This is a genomic window from Pseudomonas sp. HN2-3 (assembly GCF_020691745.1).
In the GTDB taxonomy this organism is placed as follows: domain Bacteria; phylum Pseudomonadota; class Gammaproteobacteria; order Pseudomonadales; family Pseudomonadaceae; genus Aquipseudomonas; species Aquipseudomonas capeferrum.
The window spans coordinates 2,487,002-2,502,599 of record NZ_CP085704.1 but is presented as its reverse complement, the minus strand read 5'-3'; the positions used below and the strand labels follow the sequence as shown (position 1 = coordinate 2,502,599).

The following is a 15,598-nucleotide window of genomic DNA, read 5'->3' as shown; positions in this document are numbered from 1 at the left end:
TGCGGAGAACAACAATATGACCGCCCCTCTGAGCCTTGCCAACCTTGCCCCAGAACCCGACCCGCGCCCGGTGCTCATCCGCATCGAGGGCCTGAACAAGCACTATGGCGCGTACCATGTGCTGCACGACATCAACCTGCAGGTACGCGAAGGCGAACGCATCGTCCTCTGTGGCCCGTCCGGTTCGGGCAAGTCGACCCTGATCCGCTGCATCAACCGCCTGGAAGTGGCCCAACAGGGCAGCATCCAGGTTGATGGCACCGACCTGGCTGCCACCACACGCCAGGCGGCGCAGATCCGCAGCGAAATCGGCATGGTGTTCCAGCATTTCAACCTGTTCCCGCACATGACTGTGCTCGACAATTGCCTGCTGGCCCCTACCAGCGTGCGCGGGCTGTCGCGCAAGGACGCCGAAGAACGGGCACGGATGTACCTGTGCAAGGTCGGCATCGAGTCCCAGGCGCACAAATACCCCAGCCAGCTTTCCGGTGGCCAGCAGCAACGCGTGGCCATTGCCCGCGCCTTGTGCATGAAACCCCGGATCATGCTGTTCGATGAGCCGACCTCGGCACTGGACCCGGAAGTGGTCGCCGAAGTGCTGGATGTCCTGGTGCAACTGGCCGGCACGGGCATGACCATGCTCTGCGTTACCCATGAGATGGGCTTTGCCCGGCAGGTGGCCGAACGGGTGCTGTTCCTTGAGGGCGGGCAGATCATCGAGGACAGCCCGCCACAGGTGTTCTTCAACCAGCCCAAGACAGAACGGGCCAAGGGTTTCCTGGCGCAGATTCTGCACTGAGCCCGTTCCTCCCTGTACCGGCTTCCTTTGGCAGCGGGCTTGCCCACCAAGAGGCCGGTACACCCCCCCCTTCATTGCAGCGGTGCAATGAACCAACTGCGTCGTTAAATATAATTGACCTAACCCCCTGCCAAACCCTTGCCGCTACAGGGCTGCAACGGTTTAACCCCCCTGAATTCGGCGTATCCCCCCCGCTAAAGCCTCTACCAGTCGTTTGACATATCGAACGGCTCTGGCAAGCTATCAACAAGTCCCGACCGGAATCGTCGCCTCTGACGAGCCGGCAGTGCTCGGGGCTTCAGGTCGCACACAAGGCCCCGGCCGTGCGCCTGCACAACAACGACAGGTCGAACCTGTCCCAAGGTGACATATGTCCAACAGCAACATTGGCAACAAGCAACCTTCCCTGCGCAAACCCGTCGTCCTGATGACCATGGGCAGCCAAGAGCGCAAAGGCCATGACTATCAGGTCATGACCCATAAATACATCACGCCGCTGGTCGACTTCGCCGATTGCGTCCCGGTCCTGGTACCCACTTGCTGTGGCACCGAAGACCTCGAGACCTATCTGAACATGGCCGACGGCGTCTACCTGACCGGTGCCGGCAGCAACATCGACCCGGCCCTGTACGGCCAGGACAACGAAACCCCGGGCAAGGGCCAGGATAAAGCACGCGACCTGTTCGACATCCCGCTGGTCAAGGCAGCCATCAAGCGTGGCCTGCCGATTTTCGGCATCTGCCGCGGCATGCAGGAAATCAACGTGGCCCTGGGTGGCGACATCTACCAGAAGGTGTATGCCGAGCCAGGCTTCAACGACCACCGTGAAAACCCCGAAGACCCGGTCGAAGTACAGTACGCCCAGGTCCACAGTGTGAAGGTCAAGCCAGGTAGCTGGCTGCGCGACACCCTGGGCTGCGACGAGATCCGCGTGAACTCGCTGCATGGCCAAGGCCTGCGCAACCTGGGTAAAGGCATCGAGCCTATTGCCCTGGCCGAAGACGGCCTGGTCGAGGCCATCCATGCCCCGAGCATTTCGCCCTTCCTGTTCGCGGTGCAGTGGCACCCCGAGTGGCAAGCCGCGAAGAACCCTGATTCGATCAAGATCTTCCAGGCGTTCGGCGATGCGTGCCGTGCCCAGGTCCGCAAGTCCCAGGTCAAGCACCATCAGGCTGCCTGACACAAAGCTTCGTTAGCTTTGATCGCGGGGCGGCGCAAGGCCGCCCCCGCTTCCCCGGTCACCCTCTGCTGGTCCCAGAACACTTCCCGTGGAAGCGGGCGGCGGGCTTGTGCCTGTCTCCGCGATCCTTTTTTTAGCCTTTCCCCCGCTTAAGAGATACGATGACTGTTCAGGTGGTTGTCGGGGGATTTTCTATGCCTGAAAGATCGAGCGCCGCGCGGGCGGCGCTCGATTTCAGCATCCCCCCAACACCCCAGCCAAGCACCCCAATTATAAAAAATTCTCCTAAGGCACTAGCCATCTCTCTAGTTGTACGATAACTTACCTCCATCGCAACACATCACTCCCTTCACCCCAAGCGCCTCAGGATGCCAACAACAATGAATCCACAAGAACTCAAATCCATCCTCTCCCACGGCCTGCTGTCTTTCCCGGTCACCGACTTCAATGCCCAAGGCGACTTCAACCAGGCTGGCTACATCAAGCGCCTGGAATGGCTCGCCCCCTACGGCGCCAGCGCCCTGTTCGCGGCCGGTGGTACCGGTGAGTTCTTCTCCCTGGCAGCCAGCGAGTACAGCCAGGTGGTGAAGACCGCCGTCGATACCTGCGCCACCTCGGTACCGATCCTTGCCGGCGTCGGCGGCTCGACCCGTCAGGCCATCGAATACGCACAAGAAGCCGAGCGCCTGGGTGCCAAGGGCCTGCTGCTGCTGCCCCACTACCTGACCGAAGCCAGCCAGGATGGCGTTGCCGCCCACGTCGAAGCCGTGTGCAAATCGGTGAAGATCGGGGTGGTGGTCTACAACCGCAATGTCTGCCGTTTGAATGCCGACCTGCTGGAGAAGCTCGCCGAGCGCTGCCCGAACCTGATCGGCTACAAGGACGGCCTGGGTGACATCGAGCTGATGGTGTCGATCCGTCGCCGCCTGGGCGATCGCTTCAGCTACCTGGGTGGCCTGCCGACCGCCGAGGTGTATGCTGCGGCCTACAAGGCGCTGGGCGTGCCGGTGTACTCCTCGGCCGTGTTCAACTTCGTGCCGAAGACCGCGATGGACTTCTACCACGCCATCGCCCGCGAAGACCACGCCACCGTCGGCAAGCTGATCGATGACTTCTTCCTGCCGTACCTGGACATCCGTAACCGCAAGGCCGGCTACGCCGTGAGCATCGTCAAGGCGGGCGCGAAGATTGCCGGTTACGACGCAGGCCCGGTACGCACGCCGCTGACCGACCTGACCGGCGAAGAATACGAAATGCTCGCAGCGCTGATGGACAAGATGGGTCCGCAATAAGCGAACCCCTGCGGCCTGAACTGCCGCCGCCGGAGTGGGAACCCCCCACTCCGGCTACAACTCGTGAGCCCGCACAAAAATAACTAGTGGGAGTATTACCAGCATGCAAGCGACTAAAAAGACGCATGTGCGCTACCTGATCCTGTTCATGCTGTTTCTGGTGACCACGATCAACTATGCCGACCGCGCCACCATTGCAATCGCAGGCTCCAGCCTGCAGAAAGACCTCGGCATTGACGCCGTCACCCTCGGTTATATCTTCTCCGCCTTTGGATGGGCTTACGTGGCTGGCCAGATTCCTGGTGGCTGGCTGCTCGACCGTTTCGGCTCCAAGAACGTCTACGCCTTCAGCATCTTCACCTGGTCGCTGTTCACCCTGCTGCAAGGGTTTGTTGGTGGCATGCCGGTGGCCTGGGCGGTGGTAACCTTGTTCACCCTGCGCTTTCTGGTCGGTTTCGCCGAAGCCCCGTCGTTCCCGGGTAACGCCCGCATCGTCGCGGCCTGGTTCCCCACCGCAGAACGCGGTACGGCGTCGGCCATCTTCAACTCGGCGCAGTATTTTGCCACCGCACTGTTTGCCCCGATCATGGGCTGGATCGTCTTCAGCTTCGGTTGGGAACACGTGTTCGTGGTGATGGGCGTGCTTGGCATCCTGTTCTCGTTCGTGTGGCTGAGAACCATCTACAACCCCAAGCAACACCCGCGCATCAGCCAAAGCGAGCTCGAACACATCGAGCAGAACGGCGGCCTGGTGGACATGGACCAGAAACGCGGCAACGACGGCCCGAAATGGGGCTACATCAAGCAGCTGCTGACCAGCCGCATGCTCCTGGGGGTGTACCTGGGCCAGTACTGCATCAACGCCATCACCTACTTCTTCCTGACCTGGTTCCCGGTGTACCTGGTGCAGGAGCGCGGCATGACCATCCTCAAGGCGGGTGTCATCGCCTCGCTGCCCGCCATCTGTGGTTTCATCGGTGGCGTGCTGGGCGGTGTGCTGTCGGACTGGCTGCTGCGCCGCGGCAACTCGCTGACCTTCTCGCGCAAGCTGCCCATCGTCTGCGGCCTGTTACTGTCAACCACCATGGTCTTCTGCAACTACGTCGATGCTGAGTGGATGGTGGTCGGTTTCATGACCCTGGCCTTCTTCGGCAAGGGCATTGGCGCACTGGGCTGGGCGGTGGTCGCCGACACTTCGCCGAAGCAGATCGCTGGCCTGTCGGGCGGGTTGTTCAACACCTTCGGCAACATCGCTTCGATCACCACGCCCATCGTCATCGGCTACATCATCAGCGCCACCGGCTCGTTCAAGTGGGCCCTGGTGTATGTGGGTGCCAATGCCTTGGTCGCGGTGTTCAGCTACCTGGTGATCGTCGGCCCGATCAAGCGCATCGAGCTGCGTGAAACCCCAAAGGCTGAAGCCGAGCCCGGCGCCAATGGCGAACTGGCAAGCTCCCGTCACTGAGTGAACACGCCCGCCGCCGGCACCTGCCGGCGGCGGGCGGATGTATAAAGCCTGAGCAATCACTAGAAGGGCCCGAACATGCAGTTGATCGAACATTCCGACTCGCCCCGCTACGTCCGCCTGCACGATGACGACAATGTCGTGGTAGTGGTCAACGACGGTGGCCTGGGTGAAGGCGCCCGCTTCCCCGACGGCCTGACCCTGGTCGAAGGCGTGCCACAGAGCCACAAGGTGGCCACCGTGCTGATCGCCAAGGGCGAGCCGGTGCGCCGCTATGGGCAGATCATCGGCTACGCCCTGGAAGACTTGCGCCAGGGCACCTGGGTGCAGGAAAGCCAGCTGGCCATGCCAGAGGCGCCGGCGCTGGAAAGCCTGCCGCGTTGCGATGCCGTGCCCGAGGCCCTGCCGCCGCTCGAAGGCTTCACCTTCGAGGGCTACCGCAATGCCGACGGCACCGTGGGCACCCGCAACATCCTTGGCATCACCACCACCGTGCAATGCGTGACCGGCGTGCTAGAGCATGCGGTCAAGCGCATTCGCCAAGAACTGCTGCCCAAGTACCCCCACGTCGATGACGTGGTCGCCATCACCCACAGCTACGGCTGCGGCGTGGCGATCAATGCCCGCGATGCCTACATCCCGATCCGCACCGTGCGCAACCTGGCGCGCAACCCCAACCTTGGTGGCGAAGCGCTGGTCATCAGCCTGGGCTGCGAAAAACTGCAGGCCGGCCAGGTCATGCATGACAACGATCCGTCGGTAGACCTCAGTGACCCGTGGCTGTACCGCCTGCAGGATGCCAGCCTGGGCTTCGGCGAAATGATCGAACAGATCATGGCGCTGGCTGAAACCCGCCTGAAAAAACTCGACCAGCGCCGCCGCGAAACGGTGCCCGCCAGCGAGCTGATCCTGGGCATGCAGTGTGGCGGCAGCGATGCGTTCTCCGGCATCACCGCCAACCCGGCACTGGGCTACGCCTCGGACCTGCTGGTACGTGCGGGTGCGACCGTGCTGTTTTCGGAAGTGACCGAAGTACGCGACGCCATCTACATGCTGACCTCCCGCGCCGAGAACCAGGACGTGGCCGAGGCGCTGGTGCGTGAGATGGACTGGTACGACCGCTACCTGCAACAAGGCGCCGCCGACCGCAGCGCCAACACCACACCGGGCAATAAGAAGGGTGGGTTGTCCAACATCGTCGAAAAGTCCCTGGGCTCAATCGTGAAGTCCGGCAGCGGCGCCATTCAGGGCGTGCTTGGCCCTGGCGAGCGAGTGGCGCGCAAAGGCCTGATCTTCTGCGCCACCCCGGCCAGCGACTTCGTCTGCGGCACCTTGCAACTGGCGGCCGGGATGAACTTGCATGTGTTCACCACAGGCCGCGGCACGCCGTACGGCCTGGCCATGGCCCCGGTGGTCAAGGTCTGCACCCGCACCGAACTGGCCGAACGCTGGCCCGACTTGATCGACATCGACGCAGGGCGCATCGCCACAGGCCGCTCGAGCATCGAGGAGCTGGGTTGGGAGCTGTTCCACTACTACCTGGACGTGGCCAGCGGCCGCAAGCAGACCTGGGCCGAACAGCACAGGCTGCACAACGACATCACCCTGTTCAACCCGGCGCCGATTACGTGAGGCCCTTGGGCTGCTTTGCAGCCCTTCTCGACCGCCTACCCCCCTTCATTCACCTACAGGAGTGCCAAAATGCCTGAGATCCTAGGCCACAACTTCATCGCCGGTCAGCGCAGTGCCGCTGGCGCGCAACGCCTGCAGAGCCTGGACGCCACCACCGGCGAGGCCCTGCCTTACAGCTTCGTGCAAGCCACTGAAAGCGAAGTCGACCAAGCCGCCCAGGCCGCCGCTACCGCCTTTGCCGAGTTCCGCCAACTGGCCCCGGCGCGCCGCGCCGAGTTCCTCGATGCCATCGCCGCCGAGCTGGATGAACTGGACGACGCCTTCGTCGCCATCGTCTGCCGCGAAACCGCTCTGCCTGCAGCGCGGATCCAGGGCGAGCGCGGCCGTACCAGTGGCCAGATGCGCCTGTTCGCGCACGTGCTGCGGCGCGGTGACTACCTCGGTGCACGCATCGACCTGGCCCTGCCCGAGCGCCAACCACTGCCTCGCGTCGACCTGCGCCAGATGCGCATCGGCGTAGGCCCGGTCGCCGTGTTCGGTGCCAGCAACTTCCCGCTGGCCTTCTCGACGGCCGGTGGCGACACGGCTGCCGCCCTCGCCGCTGGCTGCCCGGTGGTGTTCAAGGCACACAGCGGCCACATGGCCACAGCAGACCTGGTCGGCTGTGCAATCCAGCGCGCCGCCGAGCGCACCGGCATGCCCAAGGGCGTGTTCAACATGGTCTTCGGCGGTGGTGTCGGCGAATGGCTGGTCAAGCACCCGGCCATCCAGGCGGTCGGTTTCACCGGCTCGCTCAAGGGTGGCGACGCCTTGTGCCGCATGGCCGCCGAGCGCCCACAGCCAATCCCGGTATTCGCCGAGATGTCCAGCATCAACCCGGTGATCATCCTGCCTGGTGCCCTGGCCAAGCGCGGCGAAGCCATCGCCCGCGAACTGGCGGGCTCGGTGTGCCTGGGTGCCGGCCAGTTCTGCACCAACCCGGGCCTGGTGATCGGCCTGCAATCGCCGCAATACAGCCAACTGCTCGCCGACCTCGGTCAGCACCTCGAGCAACAGGCCGGCCAGACCCTGCTCAACGCCGGCGGCCTGCGCAGCTATGTGGGCGGCCTGGAACACCTGCACGCCCATGCCGGTATCGAACACTTGGCCGGCCAACCGCAAGCAGGCAGCCAGGCGCGCGCACAGCTGTTCAAGGCACAGGCGCGCCTGCTGGTCGACGCCGACCCCTTGCTGCAAGAAGAAGTGTTTGGCCCGACCACCGTGGCTGTCGAAGCCCAGGACAACGCCCAACTGCGCGCCGCGCTGCTCGGCCTGCGTGGCCAGTTGACCGCGACCCTGATCGGCGAGCCTGAAGATTTCGAAGCCTTCGCCTGGCTGGTGCCGCTGCTGGAAGAAAAGGTCGGGCGGATTCTGGTCAATGGCTACCCCACCGGCGTCGAAGTGTGCGATGCCATGGTCCACGGCGGGCCGTATCCGGCTACGTCGGATGCGCGCGGCACCTCAGTCGGCACCTTGGCCATCGACCGCTTCCTGCGCCCTGTGTGCTACCAGAACTACCCACAGGCGTTGCTGCCTGAGGCACTTCGCGATGAGAACCCGCTGGGGTTGCGCCGGTTGGTGAATGGGCAGTGGAGTGACGGGAGGATCTGATCGCCCTGAAATGTAAAAGCCCCGCACACGTCGGGGCTTTTTCTTTTGTCGGTACCGGCCTCTTCGCGGGTGAGAGAGGTCTCAGGCCCCTTGCGCCTCAGCTTCCTCATGCGCCTGGCGCAGGCGCTCGCGGCTGTTGCTCAGGTGCATGCGCATGGCCATCTTCGCCCCTTCGCTGTCTTGCCGGGCAATGGCTTCGTAGATCGCCTCGTGTTCATGCATGAGCCGGCTCATGTAGTGCGCCTGGTCGTCATGGGCCAGGCGCGCCGAGTTGAGCCGGGTACGCGGGATGATACTGGTACCCAGGTGGTTGATGATGTCGGCGAAGTAGTGGTTGCCACTGGCCTGGGCAATGCGCAGGTGGAACTGGAAATCCGCCGATACGGCATCGTTGGCATGGGCCGCGCCTTCGTTGAGCTCATCCAGCGCCGCGCGCATGCCGACCAGCTGTTCATCGCTGCGCCGCTGCGCCGCCAGGCCCGCCGACTCGATCTCCAGGGCAATGCGCAATTCCAGCACCGCCAGCACTTCACGCAGGGTCACCACGGTCGCCGGGTCGATACGGAAACCGCCCGTGGACGGTGCATCCAGCACAAACGTACCGATGCCGTGCCGGGTCTCCACCTGCCCTGCGGCCTGCAGCCGCGAGATAGCCTCGCGCACCACCGTGCGGCTGACGCCCTCTTCGGCCATGATCTGCGATTCGGTCGGCAGCTTGTCGCCACGCTTCAGTTGGCCGCTGCGAATCCGCTCGGTCAGCACTGTGACCAGTTCCTGGGCCAGACTGCGCGGCTTGCGCCGGGTCCTTGCCTGTACCTGCTGCTCTGTCATGCCCTGTATTTCACCTTGAAAGACAATGCCCATGATAGCGCAAGCAGTTGTACGATCACATACACCGTATGCGGTATTTCTGTATGGGTCTGCGCCACGCACCACGCAAAAAATCTGCTTCATGCACTGGTCTATCCCCAATGCGAGGCTGTACTGTGCGCCTTCGCGCTCACTCATCCATGGAAGGAAACGACAGCATGAAACCCCTCGACCGTCTTCTGCTCGCCACTGGCCTGCTGATCCCCCTCTGGCTGCTGGCCGGCGTCTGGCTGACCGCCCAGGCTTACCCAGGTTACGACCACCTGCAACAGGCCATGAGCCAACTCGGCGCCGAGGGTGCACCCACCCAGCTCTGGTCGCCACGGGTCAACAACTTCCCCTTGGCCGTGCTGTTCGCCCTGTTCGCCTGGGGCCTGGCCCGTCGCTGGCAGGGGTCGACCCTGGCACGGGTCAGCGCCGTTCTGGTGCTGCTGCATGGCCTGGGCAGCCTGGGCACTGGCTGGTTCCCCTGCGACCAGGGCTGCGCACCGGCGCAGCCCTCGCTGTCACAGCAACTGCACAACCTCTCGGGCCTGCTGATGTTTCTTTCATTGACCCTGGCCAGTGCCCTGTGGGCATGGCTGGGCAAGCGGGTTGCCGGTTCGCGAACGTTGGCGCTGTTCTCCCTGGCGTGCGTGGTGCTGGCGATCGCCACCGTCGTGCTGATGGGGCAGGCGGCGCAGAGCGGCCATCTGTTTGGCCTGTACCAGCGCCTGAACTACGGCATATCGGTGATCTGGGTGGCTGGCCTGGCCTGGGCCAGCTTGCGCGCGCCAGCCAACGCGCTGCGCATGGCCGCAATCTGACGGCAAATTGCTGGCCCCCAGCGGCTTGAAGCGAAGGCAAACTCCCTTCTCCTTCAGATGCTTAGGACAGCAACATGCGAGTACTTCTAGCAACGATGGCCGGCTGCCTGCTGGCCACGGCTGCCTTCGGCGCCCAGGCCAGGGCGCTGAGCCAGAATGATCGCCACACCTGTGGCTGGGGCGCGCAGATTGCCGCAGAAGCTCAGCAGGCCAAGTTAGCGGGGGTAACCCTGTATGCCACGCGCAAGAAGCTGCAAGTGCGCAGGTTCGCCAAACCGTGGATGCGCATGACCGCCTTCGGCATTACCGAGCAGACCTACAACAGCCGATCGCGGTTGAAGCCGGCGGCGATCAAGCAGACCTACTACGAGCAATGCGTGCAGCATGCTGTGGCAAGAAGATAAAATATTATTTTTCATAAAGTTATAGTCGAAACTTTAAGTAAAACATTGAATACGGATCCTGTCCGAACTATCAAGCCGCTAGACGCTGTTACCGGCGTCCAGCGCCTGGACATCTGTTAGGCTGATCAAACCCCTCTCGCCCAGCCTCGACTATTCGCCCCATGGATGAACTACGCAAGATCGACCTCAACCTGCTCCTGGCCTTGCATGCGCTGCTGACCGAGAAGCACGTGACCCGCGCCGCCCTTCGTCTGCATCGCAGCCAGCCGGCAGTGAGCCATGCATTGGCACAACTACGCAGGCATTTCGACGACCCGTTGCTGATCCGCCAGAACGGCCACATGGCGCTGACCGCACGTGCGCAGTCGCTGGCCAAGCCGCTGCAAGACGCCTTGGGCAACCTCAATGCGCTGCTGGCCGCCCCCCTGTTCGACCCGGCCCAGGCGCAGCGCCGCTTCCGCTTGTCACTGTCCGACTATTCGTCGCGCATCATCCTGCCAGCGCTGGTTCGCCACGTGCGCCAGGTCGCCCCAGGCGTGGACCTGGCGATCAGCCAGGCCAGCCGTGAAACCATGTTGGCTCAGTTGCTCGATGGCGAACTCGACCTGGCCCTGGGCATATTCCCCGACCTGCCGCAGGACATCACCGCACAGCCACTGTTCGAGGAAAGCTTCACCAGCGTCGCCGACCGCCAGGTGTTGCCCGCCAGCGGGGGCCTGACGTTGGCCGAGTGGCTTGCGCGGCCCCATGTGTTGATAGCCATGCGCCCGGATGCCCACGATGAAATCGAACGCGCGCTGGCCGCCCGAGGCCTGCAACGGCGCATTGCCCTGGCGCTGCCGCACTGGAGCGCGGCGGTGGAGGTACTTGCCGGCACCGACCTGATTCTCACAGTGGCCAGCCGTGCGGTCGGTTCATTGCGCCAGCACACAGCATTGCGCCGGTTTGAACCGCCACTGGCCATTCCCTCATTTGCCTATCAACAGGCCTGGCACCAGCGCAAAGACAGCGACCCTGGGCACCGCTGGCTGCGCGAAGCCGTGTGGGCTTGCAGTCAGCCGCTTGATCAGCCTTCTGACTGATTGAGCGCTGGCGGCTTGGCCGCAGCGCTTGTCGCCCAGTTGCCCTGCACCATGAATACCCCGCACAAAATCAGCACCACCCCGGCCAGCCTGACCAGGCTGATCGGCTTGCCACCCAACCCCATTACCCCGAAATGGTCAGCGATTACCGCCATCAGGATCTGCCCTGCCACCACCAGCGCAAGAAAACCCGCTGCGCCCAGTTTCGGCGTAAGTGCGGCCGCGCCGGCCACGTAAATGGCGCCCAGCACGCCGCCGATCCATAACCACCAGGGCCCTTGCAGGGCCTTGCTTACGTCTGGTACGGGCACCCGGAGGATCAGCAGCGCTGCGATCACCACCAGCGAACTCACCGCAAGTGAGGTGAATGCCCCCCACAACCAATGCCCCAAGGCACGGCCAACCGCCGCGTTGCCAGCCGCCTGAAACGGCAGCAGCGCCCCCGCGAGAAAGGCCATGGCCACCGGGACAACGATGAAAAGCAGGGTTTTGCTGTACATGACCGCCCTCAATATCGGTAGTAAGAGGGTCATGATCCGGACATTTGCCAGGACCATGGAAATCGAAAATATGCACGCGAATTATTCGCGCGATGGATGGCGGGAGACCTAGCGTGATACAGGGCAGCCCCAGAACCAACCCGTTGAGCTAGGATGCTGGCCTTGCGCGCCTACACCCTGTGGGCCGCAGGTGTATTTCCCCTTTTGTGATGGAACACATTCGATGAGCGATGAACGCAAGACGCAACTGGACCACGGCTTGATACCGACCCGCAACCTTGCAGAATGCCTGGCAGTCGACCAACTTGCCCTGGCAACGGCCGTCGCACAGCAACTGCCGCCTGCCGTAGGTGAATGCCTGGTTCAGGCAACCAAGGAAAAACAGCCCTTGGGGCTGTCGAAAAAAATCTCGGGCATCGGCCTGGCCCTTGGCCAATGGTTGCAACAAGCCCCCGTTGCGATTAGCCAGCAGGTGTTCGAACACTGCGGTGCCCACCCTTCGGATACGGTGCGCAGCTGGGCGGCCTTCGCGCAGGCGCACCTCACCGTCAGCCTTGACCTGCAGGCGGCCCTGGCGGCCCAACTGCGCTTCGCCAGAGACCCGCACTTCGGTGTGCGCGAATGGGCCTGGATCGCCTTGCGACCGCGCCTCAGCGAGGACCTCCCTGCGGCCCTCGCATTGCTCGGCAGGCAGGCCAGTAGCGAAGACCCGCTGGAACGTCGGTTCTGCATCGAAGTGCTGCGCCCCCGCGGCGTCTGGTGCGAACACATAACGGCCCTCAAGCAGGCGCCGGAGGCCGCTGAAGCGCTGCTGGTGCCGCACCTGGCGGAAAGCGAGAAATACCCCCAGGACTCGGTAGCCAACTGGCTCAATGACGCCAGCAAAACCCGACCAGACTGGGTACTCGACCTGTTCGAGCGCCATCCACCGGCCTGCAAGGCCTCGCGACGCATCCAGCAAAGGGCCACACGCAGCCTGACGCGCTGAATCCCCCTAAGCGGCCGCCGTCAACGCGACGTCTCGACCCTCAGCACTTCGGTGTAGATGGCATCGACCGTCTGGCCCACCTTGAGGTTTTTCATCCGCGCCTGCAGGTCGGGGTTCTCGACCTTGACCACCTGCAGCTTGCCCTCTGGCGGCAGCAGGCTCACTTCATGCTGCTTGAGGTCGATCTTCTTGATCTGCGAGGTGACCCTGACCTGGCGGAACGCCTCGCCGCCCGGGTTCGGGTTGTTTTCGGTGGCGCGAATGGTGCCGGACTCATCACTGACCTTCGGCGCACCGCCCACATCGGTGTTGAGCACATAGGCCACCGCGCGGGTCACGTAGATGTCGACCGTGTCACCGACTTTGAGGTTGGGCAGCGCCTTGGCCTTTTCCGTCAACTGGAAGGTCACAGGCTTGTCGTTGGCCCCCTGCACCGTGACCAGGCGCTTCTCCAGGTCGATGGCCTGGACCTGGGTGGTGACATGGCTTTCAAGCGCTTCACTGCCAATCGGCACGTCGGCGGCCTGGGCTGTGAAGCTGCCAGCGAAGACCAGCGAGGCGATTGCCACAGCGCGAGCGAGTGAACTGATAGGTTTCATAGGCATGCTTCCCTGTAATCGTTTCCGGGTTGGTGCGTGAAATACTCACGCGCCAACAAGCATAGACACTGTCGGGCGCCCGTGCGGCGATGCAAGGGCGCCCGTTGCGCTTAGCGGTTGCGAGTCACCCGCCAGACGGTGTTGGCCAGGTCGTCGGCGATGATCAAGGCGCCACGCGGGTCGACCGTGACCCCCACTGGCCGCCCACGGGTCTTGCCATCCTCACCGCGAAAGCCTGTGGCGAAGTCGACCGGCTCGCCTGCCGGCTTGCCATTGCTGAACGGCACGAACACCACCTTGTAGCCCACCGGGTTCGGCCGGTTCCAGCTGCCGTGCTGCCCCACGAACACACCGTCGGCGAAGCGCTCGCCCATGGCCGGAATAGAGAAGTCGACACCTAAGGCGGCCACATGCGAACCCAGGCTGTAATCCGGCTTGATCGCCGCCGCTACCTTGTCCGGGTTCTGCGGCCTGACCCGCTCATCGACGTTCTGCCCCCAGTAGCTGTAGGGCCAGCCGTAGAAGCCGCCTTCGCGCACTGACGTGAGGTAGTCCGGCACCAGGTCGGGGCCAAGTTCGTCACGCTCGTTGACCACCGCCCACACCTGCCCGGTCTGCGGCTGAACAGCCAAGGCCGTCGGGTTGCGCAGGCCCGTCGCGTAGGGCCGGTGCGCGCCGGTCTGGGCATCGACCTGCCAGACCATGGCCCGATCGATCTCCACTTCAAGGCCGCGCTCGGTGATGTTGCTGTTCGAACCAATGCCGACATACAGGAAACGACCATCAGGGCTTGCGGTCAGCGCCTTGGTCCAGTGGTGGTTGATCTCGGCCGGCAGGTCGGTGACCTTGGTCGGCGCAGCACTGGCCTTGGTCTGGCCGTCCTGGTAGTCGAAACGCACCAGCGCATCCTGGTTGGCCACGTACAGCTTGCCGTCGGCAAACGCCAGGCCATAGGGCGCATTGAGGTTTTCCGCGAACACCGTCTGCAGCTCGTAGGTGCCATCGCCGTCCGCGTCCCGCAGCAGGGTCAGGCGATTGCCGCCTTTGACCTGGGTATTGCCCTTGGCCTTGATCTGGCTGGCGATCACATCCTTGGGCTTGAGTTTCGCTGCGCTGCCACCGCGGCCCTCGGCCACGAGGATATCGCCATTGGGCAGCACCAGGCTCTGGCGGGGGATCTTCAAGCCGGTGGCGATCGCCGTGACGCTGAAGCCTTCGGGCACGGTGGGTTTCTGTTCACCCCAGGCCACCGGCTCGGCGATTTTCATGCTCGGCAGCAGCCCGCGCTGTGGCTCCGGCAACTTCGGGTCGGGGCCATGGGCCTGGGTAGGCTCCCCTTCCCCGCCACACGCGCTCAGCAATACCGCCACGCTCAACAGGCTCAATGCATGCAAAGGCTTCATGCCACACCTCCCGAACGCAGGTTGCTCAGCCCGGTCCACGCGGCCACAGCTGCAAGCGCGGTCACGATCACCGACAACACCAAGCCTGAGGGCATTACCGCCCAGGCGTCCTTGGCATGTTCGAAGGCATTGACCAGCCCCAGCCCCCAGGTGGCCAGCAACAGTACGAAGTACAGGGTTGCACGCCCACCCTTGTGCTCGGCGCGGACCAGGTTGACCAACGCGAACAGCAGCGCCAGCCCACAGCACAGCAGGCCACCGGCGATCAGCCAGGCAGCGAAGTTGCTCCACTGGATCTGGAAGCTGTTGAAGTAGGCGATATCGCTCAGCAGCGCGCCAAGAAACAACGGAACACTGCCGGCCAGCAGCATGGCGTGCAACGGGCCTGGCGTGCAGCGGTAGAGGGTTTGCTCTGATGCGGTCACGGCGCCTCCTTATCGTTCAGTGACCCTTGGCTGATGGCTGAAGCCATCAGGCGTGCGCGGGGTGCGCTTAGCAAAGGAGCGTCTCTACAACGCGATAGTTCACCGTTTCGCTTGAATGAAATATCCTGACAGGAACCGCCACGGTGTTTCTGTGCGGCATTTTTCAACAAGGAGATCGGCATGAGCAACAACTGGGGGCGCACGAGTGCGCTCTGGGCACTGAACACGCTGCTCATCCTCGGCCTGGGCCTGGCCTCGGGCTGCTCCAGCAAAAACAGCAAGGCCCGCTACGCAGCCACCACCGTCGGCTCCAACTGCTTCGCCAAGGCCGTGCCCAGCACCGGCGAAGGCGGCCTGGCCTGGGGCAATACCTTGAGTATTGCCCGGCAGAAGTCGCTGAATAACTGCGTTCGTTACGCAGGCCGATCGGGGGGGACACCCAAGACTTGCCAGGTGGTGATGGCGAAGTGCAAGAACTGAGGCGTGTGGCTTGAGGCTTGAGG

General features: G+C 63.5%; 16 protein-coding genes. 11 read left to right on the top strand and 5 right to left on the bottom strand.

The features are described from left to right. Window positions 1-16 precede the first annotated feature (16 nt). The 6 genes from LJX93_RS11465 (at window position 17) to LJX93_RS11440 (ending at window position 8,018) form a co-directional block, all read left to right on the top strand. On the top strand, window positions 17-799 hold the full coding sequence (locus tag LJX93_RS11465) for an amino acid ABC transporter ATP-binding protein (protein WP_227697209.1): 783 nt from the start codon (window positions 17-19) through the stop codon (window positions 797-799). Window positions 800-1,169: 370 nt separating this feature from the next. Further along, entirely contained in the window at window positions 1,170-1,979 is an 810-nt protein-coding gene (locus LJX93_RS11460; RefSeq protein WP_033697389.1) for a gamma-glutamyl-gamma-aminobutyrate hydrolase family protein, read from the top strand. 380 nt (window positions 1,980-2,359) lie between these two features. Continuing rightward, window positions 2,360-3,271 (top strand): 5-dehydro-4-deoxyglucarate dehydratase, encoded by a 912-nt coding sequence (gene kdgD, locus LJX93_RS11455; RefSeq protein WP_033697388.1) that lies wholly within the window; start codon window positions 2,360-2,362, stop codon window positions 3,269-3,271. A 103-nt stretch (window positions 3,272-3,374) separates the two neighbouring features. Next, window positions 3,375-4,736, top strand: a complete 1,362-nt coding sequence (locus LJX93_RS11450; RefSeq protein WP_033697387.1) for an MFS transporter — start codon at window positions 3,375-3,377, stop codon at window positions 4,734-4,736. Window positions 4,737-4,814: 78 nt separating this feature from the next. Next, entirely contained in the window at window positions 4,815-6,368 is a 1,554-nt protein-coding gene (gene garD, locus LJX93_RS11445; RefSeq protein ID WP_227697208.1) for a galactarate dehydratase, read from the top strand. A 69-nt stretch (window positions 6,369-6,437) separates the two neighbouring features. Continuing rightward, a complete protein-coding gene (locus LJX93_RS11440) occupies window positions 6,438-8,018 on the top strand; it encodes an aldehyde dehydrogenase (NADP(+)) (protein WP_033697385.1) in 1,581 nt (526 codons plus the stop codon). Between the two features lie 81 nt (window positions 8,019-8,099). Here the strand turns inward: LJX93_RS11440 and LJX93_RS11435 are convergent, their stop codons facing one another. Then, the gene (locus LJX93_RS11435; protein ID WP_033697384.1) at window positions 8,100-8,849 is read right to left on the bottom strand and encodes a FadR/GntR family transcriptional regulator; all 750 of its coding nucleotides are present in this window, start codon (window positions 8,847-8,849) and stop codon (window positions 8,100-8,102) included. A 197-nt stretch (window positions 8,850-9,046) separates the two neighbouring features. Here LJX93_RS11435 and LJX93_RS11430 point away from each other — a divergent pair, with 197 nt between their 5' ends. The 3 genes from LJX93_RS11430 to LJX93_RS11420 all read left to right on the top strand — a co-directional run bounded on the left by LJX93_RS11430 (window position 9,047) and on the right by LJX93_RS11420 (window position 11,180). After that, on the top strand, window positions 9,047-9,694 hold the full coding sequence (locus LJX93_RS11430; protein WP_047583742.1) for a DUF998 domain-containing protein: 648 nt from the start codon (window positions 9,047-9,049) through the stop codon (window positions 9,692-9,694). 74 nt (window positions 9,695-9,768) lie between these two features. Then, a complete protein-coding gene (locus LJX93_RS11425) occupies window positions 9,769-10,098 on the top strand; it encodes a hypothetical protein (RefSeq protein WP_033697382.1) in 330 nt (109 codons plus the stop codon). 161 nt (window positions 10,099-10,259) lie between these two features. Continuing rightward, entirely contained in the window at window positions 10,260-11,180 is a 921-nt protein-coding gene (locus LJX93_RS11420; RefSeq protein ID WP_033697381.1) for a LysR family transcriptional regulator, read from the top strand. Here LJX93_RS11420 and LJX93_RS11415 read toward each other — a convergent pair. Beyond that, a complete protein-coding gene (locus LJX93_RS11415; RefSeq protein WP_047583743.1) occupies window positions 11,165-11,680 on the bottom strand; it encodes a DMT family transporter in 516 nt (171 codons plus the stop codon). The two genes, LJX93_RS11420 and LJX93_RS11415, sit on opposite strands and share 16 nt — an antisense overlap. A gap of 223 nt (window positions 11,681-11,903) precedes the next feature. Between LJX93_RS11415 and LJX93_RS11410 the strand changes: the two genes are divergently transcribed. Beyond that, a complete protein-coding gene (locus tag LJX93_RS11410; protein ID WP_227697207.1) occupies window positions 11,904-12,668 on the top strand; it encodes a DNA alkylation repair protein in 765 nt (254 codons plus the stop codon). Window positions 12,669-12,688: 20 nt separating this feature from the next. Here LJX93_RS11410 and LJX93_RS11405 read toward each other — a convergent pair whose 3' ends face one another. From LJX93_RS11405 to LJX93_RS11395, 3 genes are all read right to left on the bottom strand, one after another. After that, the gene (locus LJX93_RS11405; protein WP_033697378.1) at window positions 12,689-13,267 is read right to left on the bottom strand and encodes a hypothetical protein; all 579 of its coding nucleotides are present in this window, start codon (window positions 13,265-13,267) and stop codon (window positions 12,689-12,691) included. 110 nt (window positions 13,268-13,377) lie between these two features. After that, window positions 13,378-14,670 carry a PQQ-dependent sugar dehydrogenase gene (locus tag LJX93_RS11400; RefSeq protein ID WP_186659521.1) on the bottom strand — a complete coding sequence of 431 codons (1,293 nt, stop codon included), beginning with the start codon at window positions 14,668-14,670 and terminating at the stop codon, window positions 13,378-13,380. Next, on the bottom strand, window positions 14,667-15,041 hold the full coding sequence (locus LJX93_RS11395; protein WP_095065156.1) for a DUF2231 domain-containing protein: 375 nt from the start codon (window positions 15,039-15,041) through the stop codon (window positions 14,667-14,669). Before LJX93_RS11395 ends, LJX93_RS11400 begins: the two co-directional genes overlap by 4 nt. A gap of 234 nt (window positions 15,042-15,275) precedes the next feature. On the opposite strand from LJX93_RS11395, the gene LJX93_RS11390 reads away from it, so the two are divergent. Continuing rightward, complete coding sequence (locus tag LJX93_RS11390) at window positions 15,276-15,575, top strand: hypothetical protein (protein ID WP_033697374.1); 300 nt, start codon at window positions 15,276-15,278, stop codon at window positions 15,573-15,575. Window positions 15,576-15,598: the final 23 nt, after the last annotated feature.

What these genes read in the sequence shown, in the direction of transcription:
- LJX93_RS11430 (WP_047583742.1), top strand. Translation starts at nt 9,047, where the DNA reads ATGAAACCCCTCGACCGTCTTCTGCTCGCCACTGGCCTGCTGATCCCC.
- LJX93_RS11410 (WP_227697207.1), top strand. Translation starts at nt 11,904, where the DNA reads ATGAGCGATGAACGCAAGACGCAACTGGACCACGGCTTGATACCGACC.
- LJX93_RS11440 (WP_033697385.1), top strand. Translation starts at nt 6,438, where the DNA reads ATGCCTGAGATCCTAGGCCACAACTTCATCGCCGGTCAGCGCAGTGCC.
- LJX93_RS11405 (WP_033697378.1), bottom strand. Translation starts at nt 13,267, where the DNA reads ATGAAACCTATCAGTTCACTCGCTCGCGCTGTGGCAATCGCCTCGCTG.
- LJX93_RS11415 (WP_047583743.1), bottom strand. Translation starts at nt 11,680, where the DNA reads ATGTACAGCAAAACCCTGCTTTTCATCGTTGTCCCGGTGGCCATGGCC.
- LJX93_RS11450 (WP_033697387.1), top strand. Translation starts at nt 3,375, where the DNA reads ATGCAAGCGACTAAAAAGACGCATGTGCGCTACCTGATCCTGTTCATG.
- LJX93_RS11390 (WP_033697374.1), top strand. Translation starts at nt 15,276, where the DNA reads ATGAGCAACAACTGGGGGCGCACGAGTGCGCTCTGGGCACTGAACACG.
- kdgD (WP_033697388.1), top strand. Translation starts at nt 2,360, where the DNA reads ATGAATCCACAAGAACTCAAATCCATCCTCTCCCACGGCCTGCTGTCT.
- LJX93_RS11460 (WP_033697389.1), top strand. Translation starts at nt 1,170, where the DNA reads ATGTCCAACAGCAACATTGGCAACAAGCAACCTTCCCTGCGCAAACCC.
- LJX93_RS11435 (WP_033697384.1), bottom strand. Translation starts at nt 8,849, where the DNA reads ATGACAGAGCAGCAGGTACAGGCAAGGACCCGGCGCAAGCCGCGCAGT.
- garD (WP_227697208.1), top strand. Translation starts at nt 4,815, where the DNA reads ATGCAGTTGATCGAACATTCCGACTCGCCCCGCTACGTCCGCCTGCAC.
- LJX93_RS11395 (WP_095065156.1), bottom strand. Translation starts at nt 15,041, where the DNA reads ATGCTGCTGGCCGGCAGTGTTCCGTTGTTTCTTGGCGCGCTGCTGAGC.
- LJX93_RS11425 (WP_033697382.1), top strand. Translation starts at nt 9,769, where the DNA reads ATGCGAGTACTTCTAGCAACGATGGCCGGCTGCCTGCTGGCCACGGCT.
- LJX93_RS11400 (WP_186659521.1), bottom strand. Translation starts at nt 14,670, where the DNA reads ATGAAGCCTTTGCATGCATTGAGCCTGTTGAGCGTGGCGGTATTGCTG.
- LJX93_RS11420 (WP_033697381.1), top strand. Translation starts at nt 10,260, where the DNA reads ATGGATGAACTACGCAAGATCGACCTCAACCTGCTCCTGGCCTTGCAT.
- LJX93_RS11465 (WP_227697209.1), top strand. Translation starts at nt 17, where the DNA reads ATGACCGCCCCTCTGAGCCTTGCCAACCTTGCCCCAGAACCCGACCCG.